The sequence below is a fragment of the Nostocoides sp. genome (assembly GCF_037045025.1).
GTDB lineage: Bacteria > Actinomycetota > Actinomycetes > Actinomycetales > Dermatophilaceae > Nostocoides_A.
The window spans coordinates 277,468-298,665 of the sequence record NZ_JBAOHM010000007.1; the positions used below are offsets into that span (position 1 = coordinate 277,468).

Genomic DNA, 21,198 nt, shown 5'->3' on the forward strand with positions numbered 1-21,198 from the left:
ACCCACGGCTATTGAGGCGTGACTGCGGCCACGCCCCTGGGACGGTACCACGCCGTTGTGGTGATCGTCCCCGACCTCCAGGTCGAGGTCGGAGGGTCCTGACGGACGGGAGCGCTATGGTCGCAGGGGTGAGTTTGATTCTCGGCCTCGATGGCCTGGCACGGCCGGCGTGGGCCGCCCATGACGCCCTGCTCCAGGCCTACTACGACACCGAGTGGGGTATGCCGGTGCGCGACGAGCGCGGGATGTTCGAGCGGCTGTCGCTCGAGGCCTTCCAGTCGGGGCTGTCGTGGGCGACGATCCTGCGCAAACGCCCGGCGTTCCGGGACGCGTTCGCGGGCTTCGACCCCGACCGGGTGGCGGCATACGGCAGCGCGGACGTCGAGCGGCTGATGGGAGATGCGGGCATTGTGCGCAACCGGCGCAAGATCGAGGCGACGATCGGCAATGCCGCAGCGACCGTGCAGTTGCGCGCCGAGGGTGGTCTCGCGGAGTTTGTCTGGTCATTCCAACCGGCGCGGACCCCGCAGCCGCAGACGCAGGCGGAGGTGCCCACTCAGTCTCCGGAATCAATCGCCTTGTCGAAGGCGTTGCGCAGCAAGGGATTTTCCTCCGTCGGGCCGACAACGATGTTTGCGCTGATGGAGGCCATCGGGATCGTGGACACCCACCTGGTCGGCAGTCACCGGCGGGGAGCTTCGGGGTCTGGCCCGAGAAGACTGCGTCGACGAGCGGGATCGCGAAGCGGTAGCCGGCGAGCAGGGCCCGCGCGCTGGACACCGAGTCCACGAGGGGATGCAGGGCAAAAGCTGCCACGGCCCGGCCAGGGTCGCCGGTCAGCGCAGCGTCGATGACCAACCGGTCGACCGCCTTGACCTGCTGGACCAGCCCGAGCGCGGGGCCGTCGAGCGTGGGGGTCGGCATCGGATGGACGCCGGCTGCATCGGCGCGGCAGGGGATCTCGACCACCGCCTGGTCGTCCAGGCCCGCGAGGGCACCGCGGTTGGCGACATTGAGGATGAGCCGGGCAGGCACGCCGTGGGTGAGGGCACGCATGAGCGCTAAGGCAACGCCCTCGTAGCCGCCGCTGACGATGTCGTCTTGGTCGCGGGCGACACCGTCCCCGCGCTCGGTGCTCAGGTAGGTCGCGTTGCGCTCGGCGAGGGCCGACTCCCAGTGGGCCAGGGCCAGCGTCGGCTCGCTCGGCGACTCGACATAATAGCGATGCTGTTGGGCCGCAAGGAATTCGCCGCGAGTCAGCGTGGCCGCGCGTGCAGCAGTGATGGCTTCGCGAGAGTAGTAGTAGAAGTAGAGGTACTCGTTGGGGATTGCGCCGAGCTGACGCAACCACTCGGCCCCAAAGAGGTGGGTCTCCTCGATCGGGGCGAGGGCGGCGTCGTCGGCCAGCAGGCGGGGGAGCAAGTCGACTCCATCGACGCTCAGCGAGCGCAGCCAGCCCAAGTGGTTCAGCCCGGCATACCCCAGATCGACCTCGGCCAGGGAGTGCCCGAGAGCCCGTGCTGCCCGTCGGCCCAGGGCGATCGGGGAGTCGCAGATCCCGATGACCCGGGAGCCGAGGACGCGCTGCATCGCTTCGGTGATCATTCCCGCCGGGTTGGTGAAATTGATAACCCAGGCGGTGGGGGCGATCTGGGCGATCAGGTGGGCGAGCTGGGTGGCTGGCCCCACCGTGCGCAGGCCAAAGGCGATCCCGCCCGGACCGGTGGTCTCTTGCCCCAACAGGCCCAGGTCGAGCGCGATCCGCTCGTCGGCGACCCGACCGGCCAGGCCGCCGACCCGCATCGCGACGAAGACGACCCCGGCGCCCGTCAGCGCGGCGCCCGTGTCGGTTGTTGCGCTCAGCGCCGGCGCGGCGAGCGCGTCGGAACGCATCCCGTCAAGGACGCGGACGGTGCTCGTCAGCCGAGCCGGGTTGACATCGACGAGCGCCACCTCGTCCACGACCCCCGGCGAGTCGAGCAACGCCCGAAACACCAGGGGCACCCGGAACCCGCCGCCACCGACGATCACCAACTTCACACGCGGCAGCCTAGGGGTGTCGACCACGCGGCTGGGATGCGCGGATGACAGCATGGGCGATCAGGAGGACTGATGCCGGACTTGCGATTTGACCCGCTGGCGCAACTGCGCACGCCCGAGGGCCCCGAGTTCGACCTGTTCGTGCACGGGACGGTGTTCCTCGACATCATCTTCACCGGGCTGCAGCGCACCCCTGCACCAGGAACCGAGGAGTGGGCCGACGGGATGGCCTCCTGCCCCGGGGGGATCGCCAATCTCGCGGTCGCGGCCCGGCGGCTCGGGCTGAGGACAGCGCTCGCGGCGGCGTTCAGCGAGGACGACTACGGTGATTTCTGCTGGCGCACGATGGCGGAGGGGGAAGGCGTCGACCTCTCCCGATCGCGGCGCTTCCCCGAGTGGCATTCGCCGGTGACGGTCTCGTTGTCGGTCGAGCGGGATCGCAGCATGGTCACCCACGGCCACGCCTGCCCCGTCAGCGCCGCGGAGTTGATCGGCCGGCCCCCGCGCTCCCACGTCGTGATGATCGACCTGGCCGCCGAGGACGCCACGGGCGACTCGTGGGTCAGCCTCGCCCGCCAGGACGGGGCGCTCGTGTTTGCCGATGTCGGCTGGGATGCGAGCGAGACCTGGCCGTGCGGGGTCCTGGACCGGCTGGAGGGCTGCCACGCGTTCACCCCGAATGCTGCCGAAGCGATGGCCTATACCCGGACCGACACCGTCCAGGAGGCGCTCTATGCACTGGCCGACCGGGTTCCGCTGGCCATCGTCACCAACGGCCCCCACGGCGCCGTCGGGATCGACGCGACAACCGGCGAAGAGGCATCGGTGCCGGCGCTGCGAGTCAACGCCTTGGACCCGACCGGAGCCGGTGACGTCTTCGGCGCGGCCGTGGTCCTGGGGAGCTTGGCCGGATGGCCGCTGGCGGACCGGCTGGCCTTCGCCGCGCTGTCCTCGGCGTTGGCGTTACAGCAGTTCGGCGGCTCGCTCGCCGCGCCCGGCTGGGGGGATGTCGCCGACTGGTGGCACGCGCTGCAGTCTTGCGGGGCCAGCGGGAGTTATCACGCCTCGCTGTTGCGTCGCTATCGCTTCTTGACCGAGATCGTGCCGAGCCTGTCCGATCACGCCTGCCGCCGCGCGACGGCGACGATCGCCCGCCGCGCCGACGTCGAAGGCCTGACTTAGCTTAGATTGTGGGGTGACGAAATCGGGGTGACTAAGTCGGGGTCCCCGGAAAGTATCGGAGCGAACTTGTGAGCGTAGAACTTTGTGGGGTGACTAAGTCGGGGTCCCCGGAAAGTATCGGAGCGAACTTGTGAGCGTAGAACTTTGTGGGGTGACTAGTGGCTCTTCCCAAACGAGAGTGTGGGGGGTGGCGCGTCGCTGCCGGGTTGAGGGTCGAGGTCTTCCGATGATGGAAGCTCTGACACTTCCCATCTGGAAGACCTCGACATGGCTGACGTTACCTTCACCTGCCCCGACCTGGACACCTTCACCGGTGTTGATGATCTCGGTCTGGTCATCACGGGGCAGCGGCTTGAGACCGGTCGTGCGGTGCTGGCCTGCCGGGTCCTCGAGCCCGATCCGTGGTGTCGGCGCTGCGGGAGCGAAGGCCGGGTGCGGGACACGGTGGTGCGCCGGCTGGCGCATGTCCCGTTCGGGTGGCGGCCAACAGTTTTGGAGATCACGGTCCGCCGCTACCGCTGCGGGGCGTGTGGGAAGGTGTGGCGCCAGGACACCAGCCGAGCAGCCGAGCCGCGCGCGAAGCTGTCCCGGGCCGCGCTGGCCTGGGCGTTGGAGGCGTTGGTCCTCTACCACCTGACGGTCGCCCGGGTCGCCGAGGCGTTGGCGGTGGCCTGGGACACCGCGAACGACGCGGTTCTGGCTGAAGGACGCCGGGTGTTGATCGATGACCCGGACCGGTTCAATGGTGTGGCCGTTGTGGGCGTGGACGAGCACTGTTGGCGGCACACCCGCAAGGGCGAGAAGTACGTCACCGTGATCATCGATCTGACGCCGGTGCGGGACAAGACGGGCCCGGCCCGGCTGCTGGATATGGTCGAGGGCCGCTCCTCAGCGGTGTTCGCGACCTGGCTCGCGGAGCGGGACCCGGCCTGGCGGGAGAGGATCGAGGTCGTCGCGATGGATGGCTTCACCGGGTACAAATCCGCGGCCGCCCAAGAACTCCCGTCCGCCACCGCGGTGATGGATCCGTTTCACGTGGTCCGCTTGGGCGGCGACGCTCTCGATCAGACACGCCGCCGGGTCCAGCAGGCCACGACCGGCCACCGCGGCCGCAAAGGCGATCCGCTGTATGCCGCGCGGCGGACCCTGCACACCGGCGCCGATCTGCTCACCGACCGCCAACGCGCCCGCATCGAGGCGTTGTTTGCCGTTGAGGACCATGTCGAGGTCGAAGCGACCTGGGGCATCTACCAGCGAATGATCGGCGCCTACCGCGATCCCGACCGTGCCGCCGCCAAGGCCCGGATGCAGGCTGTCATCGACTCCATCAGCGCCGGCGTCCCGGCCGCGCTCACCGAGATCATCACCTTGGGCCGGACCCTGAAGAAGCGCGCCGCGGACATCCTGGCCTACTTCGACCGGCCCGGCACCTCAAACGGCCCCACCGAGGCCTTGAACGGCCGGCTCGAACACCTGCGCGGCTCCGCCCTCGGGTTCCGGAACCTGACCAACTACATTGCCCGCAGTCTGCTCGAAGCCGGCGGATTCAGACCCCAACTACACTCTCGTTTGGGATGAGCCTGACTAGTCGCCGCCCATGCCGGTGCGTTCGACACCTTCGACGATCCAGCGCTGCAAGAAGAGGAACATCAGCAGCAGCGGCGCGATGGCGACCAGGGCGGCGGCGAAGAGATGGGCCAGGTCGACCGATTGCGCAGTCAGGAAGGTCGAGAGCGCGATCTGGACGGTCCACGTGGTTTGATCACGGCCGATCACCAGCGGCCAAAGGAAGGCGTTCCACGAGCCGATGAAGGTGATCGTGCCGATCGCGGCGGCAAAACCCATCGAGTTGGGAACCACGACCCGCCAGAAGGTCCCCCAATAGCCCAGCCCGTCGAGGAAGGCGGCCTCCTCGATCTCCTTGGGGAAGCTGAGGAAGAACTGCCGGAAGAGGAAGGTCGCCAACGCCTGGAACAGCCCGGGGATGATCAGGCCGCGCAGGGTCGAGATCCACCCGAGGGTCGAGACGAGCACGAAGCTCGGGACAAAGGTGACCGCTGCCGGAATCAGCAGCGTCGCAGTGATCAGATAGAAGACCAGATTCGACCAGCGAAAGGGGATCCGCGCCAGCCCGTATCCCGCCAGGCCCGAGATGGCGAGCACGCCGAGGGTTTGCACGACCGCGATGGCAATCGAGTTGAGCAGGCTGCGGGCCAAGGGCAAGGCCGGGTCGTTGAAGATCGCGCTGAAATTGCCCCACTCCCAGGTCGGCGGCAGCCAACTCCATGTCGGTGAACTGAGCGCGTCCTCGGTCATCAGCGCATTGCGGACGAGCAGGAAGAACGGGACGAGGAAGAGGATCGCTGCGAGGATCAGTGCGGCATACCGAAGAGCCGCAGCGGCTTTGGCCGCCCGTGAGGTGTCGACGACCACCATGTCAGTCCTCCGCTCGCAGGCTGAAGAAGCGGTTGAAGACCAGTGCGGCGATGACGATCACGAGCGTCAAGATGACCGCACCCGCGCTGCCGTGCCCGAAGTCTTGCCCCTGCCCGAGGGCGACGTAGTAGAGATAAACCAGGGGCGGGCGGGCATACGGGGGATAGGTGCCGAAGTTGGCGAGAATGTTGTAGAACTCATCGAAGGCCTGGAAGGCGTTGATGAGCAAGAGCAGCAGCACCGCGGCCGAGGTCGGACGCAGTTGGGGGAGGGTGATGTGCCGGAAGGATTGCCAGCCGCTTGCTCCGTCGATCGCGGCCGCTTCATACAGCGTTGGTGAGATCCGTTGCAGCGCAGCGAGGAAGAGGATCATATAGAAGCCGACCTGCAGCCACAGCCGAGCTGTGACGATGACCAGCCAATACCAGGGCGGCCTGGTCAGCGACAGGAACGGGATCGCGTCGACACCCACAGACCCCAGAGCGGCATTGACCGCGCCGGAGCGGCCGCCGGAAAAGATCGACATCTTCCAGATCAGCGCCGCCACGACGTAGGAGCACGCCGTGGGCAGGAAGAAGACCGACCGGAAGAAGGTCTGCATGACCCGGGTGCGGGCGACCAGGACAGCGGTGAGGAGCGAGAGGGCAAAGGTTGTCGGCACGATGAACGCGGCGAAGACGACGAACGTGCCGAGGCTGGAGCGGAACGACTCGTCGCGCAGCATCGTGACGTAGTTGCCGAACCCAACGAACTTGGTCGGCGTCACGGTGTTGTAGGCATCGAAGAAGCTGAGGTAGACACTCCAGCCGATCGGGATATAGATGAAGACGAGCAACCCGAGCACGAAGGGGCCGACGAAGACCCAGAACCACAGGTTGTGGTTCTGCCGGCCGAGAAGGCGATTCACCCCTTGACGCGGGCGACCTCGGCCTCGGCCACCGTCTTGACCTTGGCGATCTCGGCCTTGGCGTCCGCGCCGTCCTTGACGACCTTGGTCATCATGTCGCCGAATGCGGTGGCGCACTTGGGCGTCCACAGGACGTTGTTCTGCGCGTGGCCGAACTCCTGCGCGAACGCCGCCGCGTCCTTGGCGGGGCCCTCCTTGAGGGTGTCCGCCTGTGCCACCAGGCTGGTGCGGGCCGGAATGTGGAAGCCGTATGCCGTGGCGAAGTCGAGTTGCTTGTCGGTCTGGTCGACCCACAGCCACTTCACGAATTCCTTTGCCGCGTCGACGTTTTGTGACTTGGCACTGACGCACGAGCCGTAGGCCCCGACGACCACCGACCGGTTGCCGCCCGGCATTGAGGGCCACGGGATACAGCCGAAGTCGTCCTTGAGGGACTTGATCAGGTCGGGGAAGGTCCACAGCCCGGTGAACTGCATCGCGCATTGGCCGCTGGTCAGGGCGGAGGCGTCATACCAGTCTTTCGGGGCGCCGAGCAGGAGGGACTTGCTCGTGAACAGCTCCCGCAGCTTGCCGAAGGCGTCCACCGCCTTCTGGTCATCGAAGCCGAACGCGCCGTCGTCGGTGAGGTAGTCGAGCCCGACCGAGAAGAGCATCGGGGCGCCCATCAAGCTGACGCCGCCGTCGTTGCCCAGGAAAAGGCCCTTGACGTCGCCGGAGGTCAGTTTGTCCGCGGCGGCGATGAGGTCGTCGATCGTCTCCGGGGGAGTGACCCCGGCCGAGTCCAGCATGGACTGGCGATAGACGAGCAGTTGCATGTCGATGACCTGGGGGACCGCCCACAGTTTGCCCTCATAGGTCATCCGCTTGAGGATTGCCGGGTTGAAGTCGGACTCGGCATCGCCGAGCAGTCCGCTCAGGTCGGCCACCTGGTTGCCTTTGATCATGTCGATCGTCGGGCCGTTGCCGTATTCGAAGACATCGGGCCCGCCGCCGGTCAGCAGCGAGGCGGCGGTCGTCTGGTCGTAGTCGCCCGGCTTCCACGTGACCTTGACGTCGGCGGCGGTGTAGGCCTTGGCGTAGCCCTCGACCGCCTGCTGCGTGCCCTCCTCGCCGTACTGGTGATACCACTGCTGCAGCGTGGCTTTGGCGCCGCCGGATGCCGACCCGCCGCCACCGCTGGCCGAGGAACTGGTGGCGCGGCCGGTGTTGCCACCGCAGGCCGCGAGCGCTCCGGCAGCCGCGACTCCACCGCCCAACGCGAGCAACCGGCGCCGATCGAGATGGGCGGAGAAGGTGGTCGGCGACATGCGATCCTCCGAGGTCGGGCACGCTGGCCGAGCGCGCACGCGGTATGCCGGATTGGCGGCTCCGTTCAGGCTAGTGCGCCCGCGGTGCGCCCGCCCGCAACGACACGGACCGACCCCGGCTCCTGTGGGCGCACCCCACCCACTTTCGGATCAGTGACCCGGGCCGCCCCGGCGGGCGGCCACCGTGGGGGCGGCAAGAGGGGGCCTCTGGTCGCTATCCATGTCCCGCGGACGTGCTCGGCCCGCCGTCACCCGGCCCCGACGCTACGCCCGGGCCAACGCCAGCCCCGTTGCTGACCAGGCCCGTGGGTCGAGAGGACTCGGTCGCCACGATTCTGGCCGGCAGAAAACGTGCCGACACGCTCCTCTCGACCCGGCCGGGCCGATCATCCGCCGTTCCGGGACAACGTGACAGTAGCTCTTCGTCTGGCCCTCGGCATCGGCCCAGTCACCACGCCACTCACCGAACTCCCGCGAATCAGGTGAGCAGGACGATCTTGCCGCCGACCTCGCCGGATGCCAGCTTCTCGAAACCCGCGCGCGCCTCGTCGAGCGCAAGCACACTGTCAATGCGCGGCTGAATGCCAGCGGTGACAACGAAATTGGCCAGGCGCTCCAGCTCGGTGCGGGTGCCCATCGTCGAGCCGATGACGCGCAACTGCTTGAAGAAGATCTTGGTCAGCTCGGCCTTGGGCGGGGCGTCGCCGGACGTCGCCCCGGAGATGACGATCGTGCCGCCCGGGCGCAGCGAGTTCACCGAGTGCGACCAGGTCGCCGCGCCGACCGTCTCCAAGACCGCGTCCACCCGCGCGGGCAGTCGGGCGCCGGCCTCGAACGCCTCCTCGGCGCCCAGCTCCCGGGCGAGGTCCCGCTTGGCCTGGTCGCGGCTGGTAGCCCACACGCGCAGACCGGCTGCGGCGCCAAGCTGGATCGCTGCGGTGGCCACGCCGCCGCCGGCGCCTTGGACCAGAACGGTGTCGCCGGGGTGGACCGCGGCGTTGGTGAACAGCATCCGGTATGCCGTCAGCCACGCCGTCGGCAGGCACGCCGCCTGCTCCAGGCTCAGTCCCGCCGGCTTGGGAACGAGGTTGCGTGCCGGCACCGCCACTCGCTCGGCCAGGGTGCCGAGGTGCACCTCCGAGAGCAGCGAGCGGCGCGGGTCGAGGGTCTCGTCGCCGGACCAGCCGGGGGAGGAGATCACGGCATGCACCAGCACCTCGTTGCCCTGCGGATCGCGGCCGACGGCATCGCAGCCGAGGATCATCGGCAGCCGGTCGGCGGGCAGGCCAACCCCCTTGAGCGACCACAAATCGTGGTGGTTCAGCGCGGCGGCCTCGACGTCGACGAGCACCCAACCGTCCGGCAGCTCAGGCTCGGGTTGGTCCCCGATCACGAGACCGGAGAGTGGATCCTCGGTGGACTGGCTGACGGCGGCGACGGCGAGCATGCCTCCACGGTAGCCCCCGCCCCGCCGGGTTAGCGGGTGGGTTGCGACCTGGCGCGCGAGCGGAAGGGTGTCCCGCAATAGGTGAGGTATACGGCACCTCCTGCAGGACGGGCCGCCCCACGAGGATCAGGTTCAGCGGGTGGGTTGCAGCCCCGAGCAGGCGCTGGCCTGCTCCCACAAGGCATGGAGTCGCTCGCGGTCGGCGGGCGGGGGCTCGGCCGGTATGCCGTCGCGCCCGATCAGCAGCGGGCCCCAGCTGGCTCCACTGACCACCGAGGCGGTGCGGGCACCCGGGCGAGCCGCCTTGGCAGCAACCGGATCGACGGTCACCGTCAAGATGCCCGTGCGGGAGTCGGGCTCGGCCGAGCGCCACCAGACGAAGTTGCCGAGCCCATAGTCGACATAGGCCCGGCCGAGCCAGCCGGCGCCGCCCACCCGGTGGCTGTGCGCGCCGACGATGACGTCGGCGCCGGCCTTCTCCAAGTCAGCTGCGGTGGCGGTCGACCGCTGGTCGGGGCACTCCTGATAGTCGATCCCCCAGTGCAGATAGACGACGACCACGTCGACCTGATCGCGAACCGCGGTGACCGCGGCGACGATCCGGTTGGTTGGCATGCTGCTCGCGACGCCCGGCTTGGCGGGACCGGCCGAGAAGTTGGCGAGGGTCTCCTCGGCCACCTGGGTGGCGCCCAAGACCGCGACCTTTAGCCCGGCGACGTCGAGCACGCGCGGGGCGAAGGCGTCCTTCTCGTCGCCGCCGATGCCGACGATCGGGACCGGGCTCTTGGCGCGCGCGGCGAGCGTCTCGGTCAGGCCGGCAGCGCCATAGTCGGCGGCATGATTGTTGGCTTGGGTTAGCACGCTCAGGCCACCGCCGGCGAGCGTCTCCAGCGCGGAGGCCGGTGCTTTGAAGTTGAACGCCTTGGGGAAGGGCGTGGTCTGCTCGGTGATTGCCGTCTCGAGGTTGGCCATCCGCAGGTCGGCGTCACCCCAGAGCGGGCGCAAGGCCGTCAGTCCGGCGGGATTGGTCGCCAGCGGAGCGAGATAGTCGGCAAAGTGAATGTCGCCGCCAAAGGCCAAGGTGACTGGTCGGGTCGGTGCGCTCGCCGACCCGCCACCGGCGCCGGACCCGCGTGCCTCGCCAGAACCCCTCGGCTGGACGGAGTCACGCGCCTCGCCGGGGCTGCCGCTGGCCAGCGAGCACGCGGCGGGCAGGCATCCGGCTAGCACGATCGTCAGCAGCGCGAGGCCCCGACCGGCACGCGTCGGCGCCACATTCGGCTGCACGCCGCGTGGCCGCGTGCCCCGGGGACCGGCGGTCACCCGCCGGTCGACGTACTTGTGTTGGCGACGTCTTCCTCCCACACGTTCTTGGCTCCGGTGTGTCCGGCGAGCATGATTGCCACGATCGCAAAGCCGGCCGCCAGGACGGTCAACACCACCGCCGGGACGGTCCCGCGGGCCGGTGCGGGCTGGCTACCGACCTGCCGCGCCACGCGGGCCACGATAAGGATCACCACGACGGCGACACCGAAGAGGACATAGAGGCTGATCGCCGCGAGATCACCGCGCTCAGCGTGGTCGAAACCCGGCTCGCCGACCCGGTGCTCCAACTGCTCGCCACTCTCGGTTGCGACAAAAGCGCTCCCCGCGGCGATCGCGGACAACAGCAGCGTCGGCCAGCGCAGGCCGACCCGCCAGCGGGGCACCGCGGCATACGCGACCAGGCACAGGGCAGCCAGTGGCCCGAGGACGACCACGGCGTGAATGATCAGAGGGTGCACCGGCAAGCCGATGATCACATCGAACATGCCGGCCACAGTACGACTGCCCGCTGTGAAATCGGAGTAACGAAACGCTGCGCCGGGCGGGAGTCCCTAGGATCGGCGGGTGGCGTGGGCGCGGTTCGGCAACCGGACGGCATACGAGCTGGTTGCCGTCAGCCACGACATCGACGAGGTGACCGCAGGCTTTTGGGCAATCGTCATCGACTTCGAGGGGGAGCTGACCGCGCTGCGTTTCGCCAACCACGGCCGGGCGACCCTGCGCCGGCCCCCTGACTACCGGCGCTGGCAGCCCCTGACCGGGCCATGGGAGACGAGCCTGGACAGGGCGGCATACGTGCGCGGGGTCGAGACCATCCGGGCCGGGATCGCCGCCGGCGAGGTCTATCAGGTCAACCTCTGCCGCGTGCTCAGTCATCCGCTCACCGAGGAGCACTACCTGCCGGCGCTGGCTCGGCTGCTGACTCGCGGAAACCCGGCGCCCTATGCCGCGATGATCCACGCCCCCGAGCACGGCGTCGACATCGTGTGCGCCTCGCCCGAGCGCTACCTGGGCCGCCACGCGGAGCTGCTCACCTCTAGCCCGATCAAGGGCACCGCGGTGACCGCAACACAACTGCTACCCAAGGATTATGCCGAGAACGTCATGATCGCCGACCTCGTCCGCAACGACCTCCAGCACGTATGCCGCCCCGGCAGCGTCCGCGTCGACCACCTGTGCGGCGTCGAGCAGCATCCCGGCCTGGTCCACCTCGTCACGGACGTGACCGGTCGCCTCGCGCCCGGCGCGTCGTGGCGGGCTATCCTCGATGCGACCTTCCCGCCCGGATCGGTCTCCGGCGCGCCGAAGTCATCGGCGCTACGCATGATCGGCGAACTCGAACCGATTCCACGAGGGCCCTATTGCGGGGCAATCGGCTGGATCGACGCCGATGCCGAGTCCGCGGAACTCGCGGTCGGCATCCGGACGTTCTGGGCGATGCAGGGACGGCACGGTCGCCAGCTGCGGTTCGGCGCGGGGGCCGGGATCACCTGGGGATCAGATCCGCAGGCCGAATGGGAGGAAACGCAGTTGAAGGCGGCACGGCTGGTGGGCCTGGCATCGGGGGATTTGGCACCATGAGTTCCGTGGTCCGGGTGTGGGTGAACGGTGAAATATGCGACGACGACGCCGCGTCGCTGTCGGCGATCGATCACGGCGTGACTGTCGGCGACGGCGTCTTCGAGACGCTGAAGATCCGCGACGGTGAGGCCTTCGCCCCGACCCGGCACCGGGCTCGCCTCGAGCGCAGCGCGGCGGGTCTCGGCCTGCCCGCCATCGACCACGACCTGATCGACCAGGGCGTCAAGGCGATCCTCGGAAGCGGTGAGCCGATCGCTCTCGGGCGGCTGCGGTATACGGTCACCGGCGGACCCGGCCCGCTCGGCTCCGACCGCGGCACCGCGCCGCCCACCTATATCGTCACCGCTGCACCGATCGAGCCGGTCGTGGGGCCGGTGGCGCTGGCGGTCACCCCGTGGACTCGCAACGAGCGCTCGGCGGTCGCCGGCCTGAAAACCACGTCGTATGCCGAGAACGTCGTCGCCCTCGCCTATGCCAAGGAGCGCGGCGCGGTCGAAGCGGTATTCGCCAATACCCGCGGGGAACTGTGCGAGTGCACCGGCAGCAATATCTTCGTCGTCGTCGGCGGGGAGATTTTGACCCCGCCGCTGTCCTCGGGCTGCCTGGCCGGGATCACCCGGGACCTCACCATCGAATGGTGTCGGGAGGCGGGCCTGCGGGTGCTCGAGGAGGCGCTGCCGCTCAGCGTCCTGCATACCTGCCAGCGAAGTGTTCATCACCTCCAGCACCCGGGATGTGCTAGCCGTCGGGCAGATCGACGGGCGCCGGCTGCCGGCGCCCGGCCCGGTGACTGAGCAGGCGGCGGCGGTCTTTGCCGCGCGAGCGGATGCCGAGGTGGACCCATGAGCCCGCGACAGCCGGACGACGTCGACCGCAACGAAATCGGGCGGCACGACCACAACATCCTGCTCGATCAGTATGACGACGACTGGGCCTGGCGACGCAAGCTGCGGAGCAACCCGACGACCGCGCGGCTCTACCGGCTTGCGGTCGGGGCGTTGGGCACGGTCATCGTCGTCGGCGGCCTGTTGCTCGTGCCGCTGCCGGGGCCGGGCTGGCTGATCGTCTTTGCCGGCTTGGCGGTCTGGGCCAGCGAGTTCGAGTGGGCGCAACGCCTGCTCGACTGGGTGCGCGCCAAGGTTCGGGCCTGGAACGACTGGATTCGCGCTCAGGCGCGGTGGCTGCAGGCGCTCGCGGCCGTGGTGACGGCGGCCTTCGTGGTCGCCGTGATCTGGGCCGTGCTGCGGGTCTCGGGTGTGCCGGGGTTCTTCCCGGACGGGCTCGAGTCCTTCCTGCACGCCAACCTCGGCCTGTGACCTGGGCCTGCGATCCAGGCGAGGTGACGTGCGTCCTCTCGGCGCCCGGATCATAACGGCGCATTGCTACCGTCGATACCGGTCAATCGAGCCGAGCCCTGGAGAGCCCCATGAGTCGATCCGCCCCGCGCCGCGCCGCCGTCCTCGGCGGCAACCGCATCCCGTTCGCCCGCCAATTCGGCGCGTATGCCGAGGCCTCCAACCAGGACATGCTCACCGCCGCGCTGGACGGGCTTGATTGCCCGCTTCGGGCTGGCCGGGGAGCGGCTCGGCGAGGTGGCCGGCGGCGCGGTGATCAAGCACAGCCGGGACTTCAACCTGGTGCGCGAGAGCGTGCTCGGGTCGGCGCTGGCGCGCGACGACCCCGGCATACGACGTGCAACAGGCGTGCGGGACCGGTTTGGAGACCACGATCCTGGTCGCCAACAAGATCGCGCTCGGCCAGGTCGAGTCCGGCATCGCCGGCGGCGCCGACACCTCCTCGGACGCGCCGATCACGGTGTCCGAGCCGCTGCGGCATACCCTCCTTAAGGCCGGCGCCGGGCGCTCGACGATGCAGCGGATGCGGCCCTTTGTCGGCGTGCGGCCGTGGCACTTCACGGTGGCCACGCCGAGCAACGCCGAAGCTCGCACCGGCCTGTCGATGGGCGAGCACATGGCGGTGACGGCCAAGGAGTGGCGGATCTCGCGCGAGGCGCAGGACGAGCTGGCGATGTCGAGCCACCAGAAGCTGGCCGCGGCATACGAGCGCGGGTTCTTCGATGATCTGATGACCCCCTATCTCGGGTTGACCCGTGACCAGAACCTGCGCGCCGACAGCTCGATGGAGAAGCTCGCACGGCTCAAGCCGGTCTTCGGCAAGGGCGAGGGTGCGACGATGACGGCCGGCAACTCGACGCCGCTGACCGACGGTGCCGCAACGGTTTTGCTCGGCTCGACGGAGTGGGCGGCCGAGAAGGGCCTCACGCCGCTGGCTTATGTGGTGGACGCGGAGACGGCCGCGGTTGACTTCGTCACGGGCACCGACGGCTTGCTGATGGCTCCCGCGTATGCCGTGCCTCGGCTGCTTGCCCGCAACGGAATGTCGCTGTCGGACTTCGATTTCTATGAGATCCACGAGGCGTTTGCCGCGACCGGTGCTGTGCACGTTGACGGCGTGGGAGTCCGAACCCTTTGCCCGGGATCGGCTCGGCCTTAAGGCGCCGGTGGGCTCGATCGACCGGGCGAAGCTCAACGTCAACGGGTCGTCGCTGGCTGCCGGGCACCCGTTCGCGGCGACCGGCGGACGGATCGTCGCGACTCTGGCAAAGATGTTGCACGAGAAGGGCTCCGGGTCGCGTGGGCTGATCTCGATCTGCGCGGCCGGTGGGCAAGGCGTCGTCGCGATCCTCGAAGGAGCCTAGCCATGGCTGATCGCTACAGCGCGCTCGTGAGTTCTGGGATCGGCAAGCAGGTCGCGACCGCTCTCGGCTTGCCTCGCCCGAGCCGGTTGCGGCGCCACGAGGTCGGCGCGGCCGTGATGCCGGGCGCCGTGCTCGTCGCGGGCGCTGCGGATTCCCCACTGGCCGAATGCATCCGGGAGTTGCTCGGTGGGTGGGACGTCGCAGTTGCCACGCAACCGTCGACCTCGGTCGCCGGGGTCGTGCTCGACATGACCGGGATCATGACGCCCGGCGTCCTGGAGCAGTTGCGGTTCGCCTTGGCGCCGGCGCTCAAGACCCTGCAGCCCAGCGGGCGGGTCGTCGTTCTCGGCCGGCCACCGACGATGGCGAGCACGCCTGAGCAGGCAGCGGCGCGGCAGGCACTGGAAGGCATCGTCCGCTCGGTCGCCAAGGAGATGCGCGGTGGGGGGACCGCGAACCTCGTGCGGGTCGCCGAGAGCGCCGATGCCAATATCGCTGCGACGCTGCGGTTTTTCCTGTCCGGTCGGTCGGCCTATGTGTCGGGTCAGGTTGTCGAGGTGGGCGCGGGCCGGCCGGGTGGCGAGGTGTCGGCGCCGGCGGATTGGGATGCCCCGCTGGCCGGCAAGGTCGCCGTGGTCACCGGGGCGGCGCGGGGCATCGGCGCCGAGATCGCGCGGGTGTTGTCGCGGGATCGCGCGAGCGTCGTCTGCGTGGACATCCCCGCTGCGGGAGCCCCGCTCGCTGCGCTGGCCAACGAGATCGGTGGCAGCGCACTGCAATTGGACGTCACGACCCCGGATGCGGGGGATCGCATTGCCGATCACGCGCGCAGCCGCCACGGCGGCCTCGACATCGTCGTGCATAACGCCGGCATCACTCGCGACAAACTGCTCGCCAACACCGACGCCGACCGGTGGCACGAGGTGCTCGACGTCAACCTGCTGTCGGTGCTGCGGATGAACGAGGCGCTGCTGGACGAGGACGGCATCGCCGACGACGGTCACCTGGTCCTCGTCTCCTCGATCGCCGGGCTCGCCGGCAACCGCGGGCAGGCCAACTATGCCGCCTCCAAGGCCGGGATCGCCGGGCTGACGCGCGCGCTCGGCGCGTCGCCGGAGTTGCACGGTCGCGGGATCACGGTCAACGCCGTCGCGCCGGGGTTCATCGAGACCGAGATGACCGCCAAGATCCCGTTCGCCACCCGCGAGGTCGGTCGCCGGCTGAACTCGCTGGCCCAGGGCGGGCTGCCGGTCGATGTCGCCGAGACCATCGGCTGGTTGTCGTGGGATGCCAACGCCGGCGTCACCGGGCAAGTGGTCCGCGTGTGCGGGCAGAGCCTGTTGGGGGCGTGACCGGATGGAGATCACCGAGCTGACCGGTCCGCCCCGGCTCGCGCCGCTGCTCGCCCGTGCCGCATTACCGCTCGGCAACAGCGGCGGCGAGCAGGTGCCGCAGCGGGGCTACCGGCTCACGGCATACGAGATCGAGCGAAGCAATCTGCTTGCCTATCAACGGATCTGCGGCTTCGCCGTGGACGACCGGCTGCCCGTGACCTATCCGCATGTGCTGGGGTTCCCGTTGCAGGCCAAGATCATCTCGGCCGGTGACTTCCCGCTGCCGATGGCCGGCCTGGTGCACATCGAGAACACGATCACCACCCACCAAGTGGTCACCGCGAGCGATGTCCTTGACCTGACGGTCACGCCCGGGGAGCTGCGTCCGCACCGGCGTGGGCGAACGATCGAGTTGGTGACGATCGCCGAGGTGGGCGGCGAGGTGGTGTGGGAGGGCCGCAGCAGCTATCTCGCCCGGGGACGTGGCGAGGAGTCCGCCCCGGAGGGGAGCCGGCGCCGGAGGTGCCCAAGCGGCCGGTCGCGCAGCAGTGGCGCCTGTCCGGTGACCTCGGCCGGCGGTACGCCGCGGTCAGCGGCGACGTCAACCCGATCCACCTGCACCCGCTCACCGCCCGGGTCATGGGCTTCCCCAAGGCGATCGCCCACGGCATGTGGACCTATCCGCGCACCCTCGCCGCCCTCGGCGCCCGGCACGCGTATGCCGGTTCCAGCCACGTCTGGTTCCGCAAGCCCGTGCTGCTGCCCACCACCGTCGCCCTGGTGGCGCAGCCGGCCGCCGATGGCTCCGTCGTGGCCGCCCTGGTCGCCCCCAAGGAGCCCAAGCGCGTCCACCTGGTCCTGCGCACCAGCTAGGCGACCAGCCAGCAGGCGCGACTCCGACCGGTGCTGGTTCGGACGCGAGACCCCACCTGAGGTATGGTGGCTCGGCCGCGACGCGGCCATGGACGTGTAGCTCAGTTGGTTAGAGCGTTCGCTTCACACGCGAGAGGCCAGGGGTTCGAGTCCCTTCACGTCCACTCACTCCGTTCGCGGTCGTGCTGGGGCCCACCTTCACGACCACCCGAAAACGGCCCTTGACCTGCGGAAACGAGAGGTCAGGGGCCGTTCGCCTTTCCGCGCGTGTCGGATACGTGTCGGATCGCGAGTGACCTTCCGACCTCCCGACAACAAGGGAAGGTCAGCAATCACGACAGCAGCAGTTGCGCCACGACGGGGCGGGTGGGATCGGCGCGAGCGCGGCTTCGTCGCGGAGTTCGCCGCCGAACAGGAGGCGGGGCAGTGGCGGCGGGAGAACGTCAACCGGCATCTGCAGGTGCGCCGGGTGGCGCAGGTTCGGGGGTGCGCGATGACCGCCATGCCGATGGACGTCGAGGTGGAGACGGTCCCCGGTGCCGGATGCCGGCCGCCCGTACTGGGCCTCGCGAGTTCGAGGCTTACGACGCGGGCTCGGGGGCGGTCTATGTCCTCGCCCGCCACCGGTTCGTGCATCCGTACCCGCGATGACGGACACCGCCGCGATCCTCGTCACCCACAACGACGGTCAACACGCGGGCGGCAGCGGGCAGGGAGATTTCGCGCTCGACCGGTTGCAACACGGCGCTCGCGGACCACCGCCCCCACATAGGTGGCCGGTCTAGGTCCGCATGCAGCCATGCGACATTTGACCTGTGTCCATCGAGACGGTCGTCACCGACGACGGGTGCCAGCTCTGGAGCGAGGTCCGCGGCCACGGCAACGCCATAGTCCTCAACCACGTAGGGCCGGGTCTTGCTGATAACCTCGGCGCCCTCCAGGAACGCCTCGCGCCGAGCCACCGCGTAGTCCGCTGGGACCAGCGCGGGTGCGGGCGCTCGGAACCACGCGGGCCGTACAGCATCGAGCGCTCCGTGGCTGATCTCTCCGCCATCGTGGCCCGGCAAGGTGGACGTGCGGTTCTCGTCGGCCATAGTTGGGGCGTGACCCTGTCGCTGCATTACACGCTCGCGAGGCCGGAGTCGGTCCGCGCCCTGGTGTACGTGAGCGGGACGGGTACGGGGCAGGGTTGGAAACCAGAGTGGAGGCGCACCGCGGCTTCCCGCATGGGCCCAGAGCAACTGGCCCGCGTCACCGGCCTGGCGTCGCGTGGGCGGTCGGCGGCCGAAGATCGGGAGCTGGCCTGCTCCATCAACCACGACTGCAAGGTCGCCATCAACGCCGAGACCTCGCTCATCCGCGAGACGGACCTTCTCGATCGATGCCGCTCCCTTTCCCTGCCTGTGCTTGTCGTCCAGGGCCCGCGAAGACCCGCGACCCGTGGCTGCGATGCCTTCGACGCGATGCTGCGGGAGTTCCTCGACGACGAAAAGTAGCTCCCGACGTGCGCGCTCGGGGTCGTGTCCTGAACAAGCCGGGGACGACCGGCATGCTGCGGTGCGGACATCACACGAGTCGGCCTCAGGGCGTGCCGGGAGGCGGTTCGCAATCGTGCTGGGGCAACTGGGCGCTAAACCGTCGCTCCGGCCGGCCGGTGGCGCCGTAGCGGTGGCGGACGTGGGCACGGCCGGCGTCGACCAGGTGTTCCAGATAGCGGCGGGCGCTCGAACGAGACAGGCCGACCACCTCGGCGCATTCCTGCGCGGAGATGTCGTCGGTCGCCTCCCGCAGGGCTCGCACCACCAGCTCGATCGTCTCCGTGCTGATGCCCTTGGGCGGTTCCTTGCCGAGACGCACCTGTCCGGGCCGGAACAGCCGGTCGACATCATCTTGGTGCGCCTCCGTGACGGCATCGACCTGACTGCGAAAGACGGCATACTCGCTCAGCCGCAGACGCAGCGCCTCGATGTCGAAGGGCTTGATCAGGTAGTGGAACACCCCCGCCTGCTGCGCCATGCGCACGGTCTCGATGTCCTTGGCCGCCGAGAGCATCAGCACGTCCGGGCCGACGCCGCGATCGCGTCGCAGTTTGCGCAACACCTCGATCCCCGTCATGTCCGGCAGGTAGACGTCCAGGAGGAGCAGGTCGGGATTCTCCTTGCGTGCCAACGAGATCGCCTCCGCACCCGTGCGCGCCGATCCGACCACCTCGAACCCGGGCATTCGGGCGATCACGCCACCGTGCAACCGGCCGACCATGAAATCGTCATCGACGATGAGCACACGATAAGCGCCCGCTGTTTCGGCCATCCTGGTGATCCTGCCAGTTACGGGCTCGCGGCATCGCTTGCGGCCAGGAGTGGGATGGACCGCAAGGTCGCGACAAAGACCGCACCACCGTCGTTGTGGACCTCGACATCGCCGCCGCGGGCGCGGCACACGACTTGCACGAGGGCCAGACCGATGCCGTGCCCGTGCTGACCGACCGGCTGCTTGGTCGTGAACCCGCGCTCGAAGAGCTGACCCGCGACGGTGGCGTCGACGCCAGGACCGGAATCGCGCACCGTGACGACGACGACCTCGACCTCGTCGAAGGCCTCGGTGCGCAACTCGACATCCACGTGGGGGTCTGCGCTGGCGGCGGCGGCGTCGAAGGCATTGTCGACCAGATTGCCCAGCACCGTGTTCACGTCCGCCGACATCTCCGAGCACATTCGGGGCAGCCGGGTGGTGGGTGCGATCGTGAACCGCACGCCGCGTTCGCCCGCCTGGCTCACCTTCGCCAGCACGAGCGCCGCAACCGCGGGATCGGTCACCGATTCGGTCACTGACGCGGCCAACTGAGACTGGGCCTCGGTGATCTGCTGGATATACGTCCGCGCCTCGTCGTACTCCTCGATGGTGATCAGCCCGGTCACCACGTGCATCCGGTTGCTGAACTCGTGAGCCTGCGCGCGCAACAGATCCGTCGCCGACCTATTCAGGTCAAGCTCCCTCTGGAGTTCAACCAGCGCCGTGCGGTCGCGCAGCGTTGCCACCCAACCGATCTGCCGACCCCGGCTTTGCACGGGCATCCGGTTGACGGTCACCAGCCGGGGTCCGACCGGAAGGACCCGGTCGGTCGTCGGGGCGTCATCGTCGAAGATGGTCGCGAGGATCGCGTGATCGCCGAACTGCGTCACGGACGCACCGACCGAGAGCATCGGTATGCCGAGGAGCCCGGCCGCCTGCTCGTTCACCATCGTCAGCCGCCGGTCGAGATCGACGGCGAGGACGCCCTCCTTGATGCCCGACAAGAGCGCCTCGCGATGTTCGACCAGGCCGGTGATCTCGCGAGGTTCGAGGCCGAGGGTTTGCCGTTTGACGCGCTGCGACAACAGATACGAGCCGACGATCGCCAATAGGGAAGCCAGGCCGACATAGGTCAGCAGGTTGGGCAGGACCGAGCGCAGGTTGGACAGCACCGACGGGTAGGCGCGCGAGACCGTCACCACCCCGATCGTGCTTCCGCTGGCGACCTCGATGATCGGGGCCATCGCCATGGCGTCACCGGTGCCGTCCTCGGTCCCGGTCCAGGAGCGGCCGTTGAAGGCATCGCTGCGCTGGACATCTTGACCCACCACCGGTGGATCGGTCGCGGCGATGATCCGGCCCCGCGCGTCCGTCAACGTCACCCGGGTCGCGCCGGTCAGCGCCAGATTCGAGGTCATCGCCGACCGTGCCTGCGCGAGATACCCGGGCTCGCCCGTGACGACCGATTCGCGCACACCGGGACTGGAAACGAGGAACTCCGCCAGCGACAGTGCCCGGCGTCCCTCGGTGGAGCGCTGGGCCGCTGCCAGTTGGGCGATCGAGACCGCGCCGACTCCGATCAGGACGAGCAAGACGATTCCCAGCTGGAAGGCGAGCATCTGGCCGGCCAAGCTGAATCGCCGCCGGCGCCAGGCCCCTTGCATGCCCCCAGTGTGGCGTCACCGTGCGCACAATGCACACAACGCACACTGCCGACGCAAGCGTGACGGGAGTAGTGCCTCGTTGGCAGCCTG

General features: G+C 68.9%; 18 protein-coding genes, 1 tRNA gene and 2 pseudogenes. 11 read left to right on the top strand and 10 right to left on the bottom strand.

The genetic code is table 11. From position 1 onward, the window contains the following. Positions 1-116 precede the first annotated feature (116 nt). The gene (locus tag V9G19_RS05985; RefSeq protein WP_462285033.1) at positions 117-854 is read left to right on the top strand and encodes a DNA-3-methyladenine glycosylase I; all 738 of its coding nucleotides are present in this window, start codon (positions 117-119) and stop codon (positions 852-854) included. Here V9G19_RS05985 and V9G19_RS05990 read toward each other — a convergent pair. After that, a pseudogene (locus tag V9G19_RS05990) lies at positions 847-2,094 on the bottom strand (family 4 glycosyl hydrolase); the annotation flags it as partial. The gene V9G19_RS05985 and the pseudogene V9G19_RS05990 sit on opposite strands and share 8 nt — an antisense overlap. Before the next feature lie 18 nt (positions 2,095-2,112). On the opposite strand from V9G19_RS05990, the gene V9G19_RS05995 reads away from it, so the two are divergent. Next, positions 2,113-3,222, top strand: a complete 1,110-nt coding sequence (locus tag V9G19_RS05995; RefSeq protein ID WP_462284573.1) for a carbohydrate kinase family protein — start codon at positions 2,113-2,115, stop codon at positions 3,220-3,222. Positions 3,223-3,489: 267 nt separating this feature from the next. Next, complete coding sequence (locus V9G19_RS06000; RefSeq protein ID WP_462283955.1) at positions 3,490-4,800, top strand: ISL3 family transposase; 1,311 nt, start codon at positions 3,490-3,492, stop codon at positions 4,798-4,800. A gap of 6 nt (positions 4,801-4,806) precedes the next feature. Here V9G19_RS06000 and V9G19_RS06005 read toward each other — a convergent pair whose 3' ends face one another. The 6 genes from V9G19_RS06005 to V9G19_RS06030 all read right to left on the bottom strand — a co-directional run bounded on the left by V9G19_RS06005 (position 4,807) and on the right by V9G19_RS06030 (position 11,130). Continuing rightward, the gene (locus V9G19_RS06005) at positions 4,807-5,658 is read right to left on the bottom strand and encodes a carbohydrate ABC transporter permease (protein WP_462284574.1); all 852 of its coding nucleotides are present in this window, start codon (positions 5,656-5,658) and stop codon (positions 4,807-4,809) included. A 1-nt stretch (position 5,659) separates the two neighbouring features. Further along, a complete protein-coding gene (locus V9G19_RS06010; protein ID WP_462284575.1) occupies positions 5,660-6,565 on the bottom strand; it encodes a carbohydrate ABC transporter permease in 906 nt (301 codons plus the stop codon). Beyond that, positions 6,562-7,872: an ABC transporter substrate-binding protein gene (locus V9G19_RS06015; protein ID WP_462284576.1), complete on the bottom strand. Its 1,311-nt coding sequence runs from the start codon at positions 7,870-7,872 to the stop codon at positions 6,562-6,564. Before V9G19_RS06015 ends, V9G19_RS06010 begins: the two co-directional genes overlap by 4 nt. A gap of 478 nt (positions 7,873-8,350) precedes the next feature. Further along, on the bottom strand, positions 8,351-9,319 hold the full coding sequence (locus tag V9G19_RS06020; RefSeq protein ID WP_462284577.1) for a zinc-binding dehydrogenase: 969 nt from the start codon (positions 9,317-9,319) through the stop codon (positions 8,351-8,353). A 132-nt stretch (positions 9,320-9,451) separates the two neighbouring features. Beyond that, on the bottom strand, positions 9,452-10,594 hold the full coding sequence (locus V9G19_RS06025) for a CapA family protein (RefSeq protein WP_462284578.1): 1,143 nt from the start codon (positions 10,592-10,594) through the stop codon (positions 9,452-9,454). A 44-nt stretch (positions 10,595-10,638) separates the two neighbouring features. Beyond that, positions 10,639-11,130 (bottom strand): DUF2231 domain-containing protein, encoded by a 492-nt coding sequence (locus V9G19_RS06030; RefSeq protein WP_462284579.1) that lies wholly within the window; start codon positions 11,128-11,130, stop codon positions 10,639-10,641. Positions 11,131-11,209: 79 nt separating this feature from the next. On the opposite strand from V9G19_RS06030, the gene V9G19_RS06035 reads away from it, so the two are divergent. From V9G19_RS06035 to V9G19_RS06055, 5 genes and pseudogenes are all read left to right on the top strand, one after another. Beyond that, positions 11,210-12,226 carry a chorismate-binding protein gene (locus V9G19_RS06035; RefSeq protein WP_462284580.1) on the top strand — a complete coding sequence of 339 codons (1,017 nt, stop codon included), beginning with the start codon at positions 11,210-11,212 and terminating at the stop codon, positions 12,224-12,226. Continuing rightward, on the top strand, positions 12,223-13,020 hold the full coding sequence (locus V9G19_RS06040) for an aminotransferase class IV (RefSeq protein WP_462284581.1): 798 nt from the start codon (positions 12,223-12,225) through the stop codon (positions 13,018-13,020). The genes V9G19_RS06035 and V9G19_RS06040 overlap by 4 nt, the downstream gene beginning before the upstream one ends. A 48-nt stretch (positions 13,021-13,068) precedes the next feature. Then, the gene (locus tag V9G19_RS06045) at positions 13,069-13,542 is read left to right on the top strand and encodes a TIGR02611 family protein (protein WP_462284582.1); all 474 of its coding nucleotides are present in this window, start codon (positions 13,069-13,071) and stop codon (positions 13,540-13,542) included. 110 nt (positions 13,543-13,652) lie between these two features. Further along, a pseudogene (locus V9G19_RS06050) lies at positions 13,653-14,945 on the top strand (acetyl-CoA C-acetyltransferase). Between the two features lie 2 nt (positions 14,946-14,947). Further along, entirely contained in the window at positions 14,948-16,297 is a 1,350-nt protein-coding gene (locus tag V9G19_RS06055; RefSeq protein WP_462284583.1) for a 3-oxoacyl-ACP reductase, read from the top strand. A 64-nt stretch (positions 16,298-16,361) separates the two neighbouring features. Here the strand turns inward: V9G19_RS06055 and V9G19_RS06060 are convergent, their stop codons facing one another. After that, positions 16,362-16,670 (bottom strand): hypothetical protein, encoded by a 309-nt coding sequence (locus tag V9G19_RS06060; protein WP_462284584.1) that lies wholly within the window; start codon positions 16,668-16,670, stop codon positions 16,362-16,364. Between the two features lie 131 nt (positions 16,671-16,801). Here V9G19_RS06060 and V9G19_RS06065 point away from each other — a divergent pair, with 131 nt between their 5' ends. The 3 genes from V9G19_RS06065 (at position 16,802) to V9G19_RS06075 (ending at position 18,648) form a co-directional block, all read left to right on the top strand. Continuing rightward, positions 16,802-17,152, top strand: a complete 351-nt coding sequence (locus V9G19_RS06065) for a MaoC family dehydratase (protein WP_462284585.1) — start codon at positions 16,802-16,804, stop codon at positions 17,150-17,152. 90 nt (positions 17,153-17,242) lie between these two features. Then, positions 17,243-17,316: transfer RNA gene (locus V9G19_RS06070), tRNA-Val, on the top strand. 651 nt (positions 17,317-17,967) lie between these two features. Next, complete coding sequence (locus V9G19_RS06075; RefSeq protein WP_462284586.1) at positions 17,968-18,648, top strand: alpha/beta fold hydrolase; 681 nt, start codon at positions 17,968-17,970, stop codon at positions 18,646-18,648. 85 nt (positions 18,649-18,733) lie between these two features. Here V9G19_RS06075 and V9G19_RS06080 read toward each other — a convergent pair whose 3' ends face one another. Both V9G19_RS06080 and V9G19_RS06085 read right to left on the bottom strand, forming a co-directional pair. Next, positions 18,734-19,462, bottom strand: coding sequence for a response regulator (locus V9G19_RS06080; RefSeq protein ID WP_462284587.1), 729 nt, complete (start codon positions 19,460-19,462; stop codon positions 18,734-18,736). Positions 19,463-19,479: 17 nt separating this feature from the next. After that, positions 19,480-21,108, bottom strand: a complete 1,629-nt coding sequence (locus V9G19_RS06085) for a sensor histidine kinase (RefSeq protein WP_462284588.1) — start codon at positions 21,106-21,108, stop codon at positions 19,480-19,482. Between the last annotated feature and the right edge of the window lie 90 nt (positions 21,109-21,198).

Excerpts from the sequence above, each read along its gene's own strand:
- V9G19_RS05985 (WP_462285033.1), top strand. The coding sequence starts at position 117 with ATGGTCGCAGGGGTGAGTTTGATTCTCGGCCTCGATGGCCTGGCACGG.
- V9G19_RS05995 (WP_462284573.1), top strand. The coding sequence starts at position 2,113 with ATGCCGGACTTGCGATTTGACCCGCTGGCGCAACTGCGCACGCCCGAG.
- V9G19_RS06000 (WP_462283955.1), top strand. The coding sequence starts at position 3,490 with ATGGCTGACGTTACCTTCACCTGCCCCGACCTGGACACCTTCACCGGT.
- V9G19_RS06005 (WP_462284574.1), bottom strand. The coding sequence starts at position 5,658 with ATGGTGGTCGTCGACACCTCACGGGCGGCCAAAGCCGCTGCGGCTCTT.
- V9G19_RS06015 (WP_462284576.1), bottom strand. The coding sequence starts at position 7,872 with ATGTCGCCGACCACCTTCTCCGCCCATCTCGATCGGCGCCGGTTGCTC.
- V9G19_RS06020 (WP_462284577.1), bottom strand. The coding sequence starts at position 9,319 with ATGCTCGCCGTCGCCGCCGTCAGCCAGTCCACCGAGGATCCACTCTCC.
- V9G19_RS06030 (WP_462284579.1), bottom strand. The coding sequence starts at position 11,130 with ATGTTCGATGTGATCATCGGCTTGCCGGTGCACCCTCTGATCATTCAC.
- V9G19_RS06040 (WP_462284581.1), top strand. The coding sequence starts at position 12,223 with ATGAGTTCCGTGGTCCGGGTGTGGGTGAACGGTGAAATATGCGACGAC.
- V9G19_RS06045 (WP_462284582.1), top strand. The coding sequence starts at position 13,069 with ATGAGCCCGCGACAGCCGGACGACGTCGACCGCAACGAAATCGGGCGG.
- V9G19_RS06055 (WP_462284583.1), top strand. The coding sequence starts at position 14,948 with ATGGCTGATCGCTACAGCGCGCTCGTGAGTTCTGGGATCGGCAAGCAG.
- V9G19_RS06080 (WP_462284587.1), bottom strand. The coding sequence starts at position 19,462 with ATGGCCGAAACAGCGGGCGCTTATCGTGTGCTCATCGTCGATGACGAT.
- V9G19_RS06085 (WP_462284588.1), bottom strand. The coding sequence starts at position 21,108 with ATGCAAGGGGCCTGGCGCCGGCGGCGATTCAGCTTGGCCGGCCAGATG.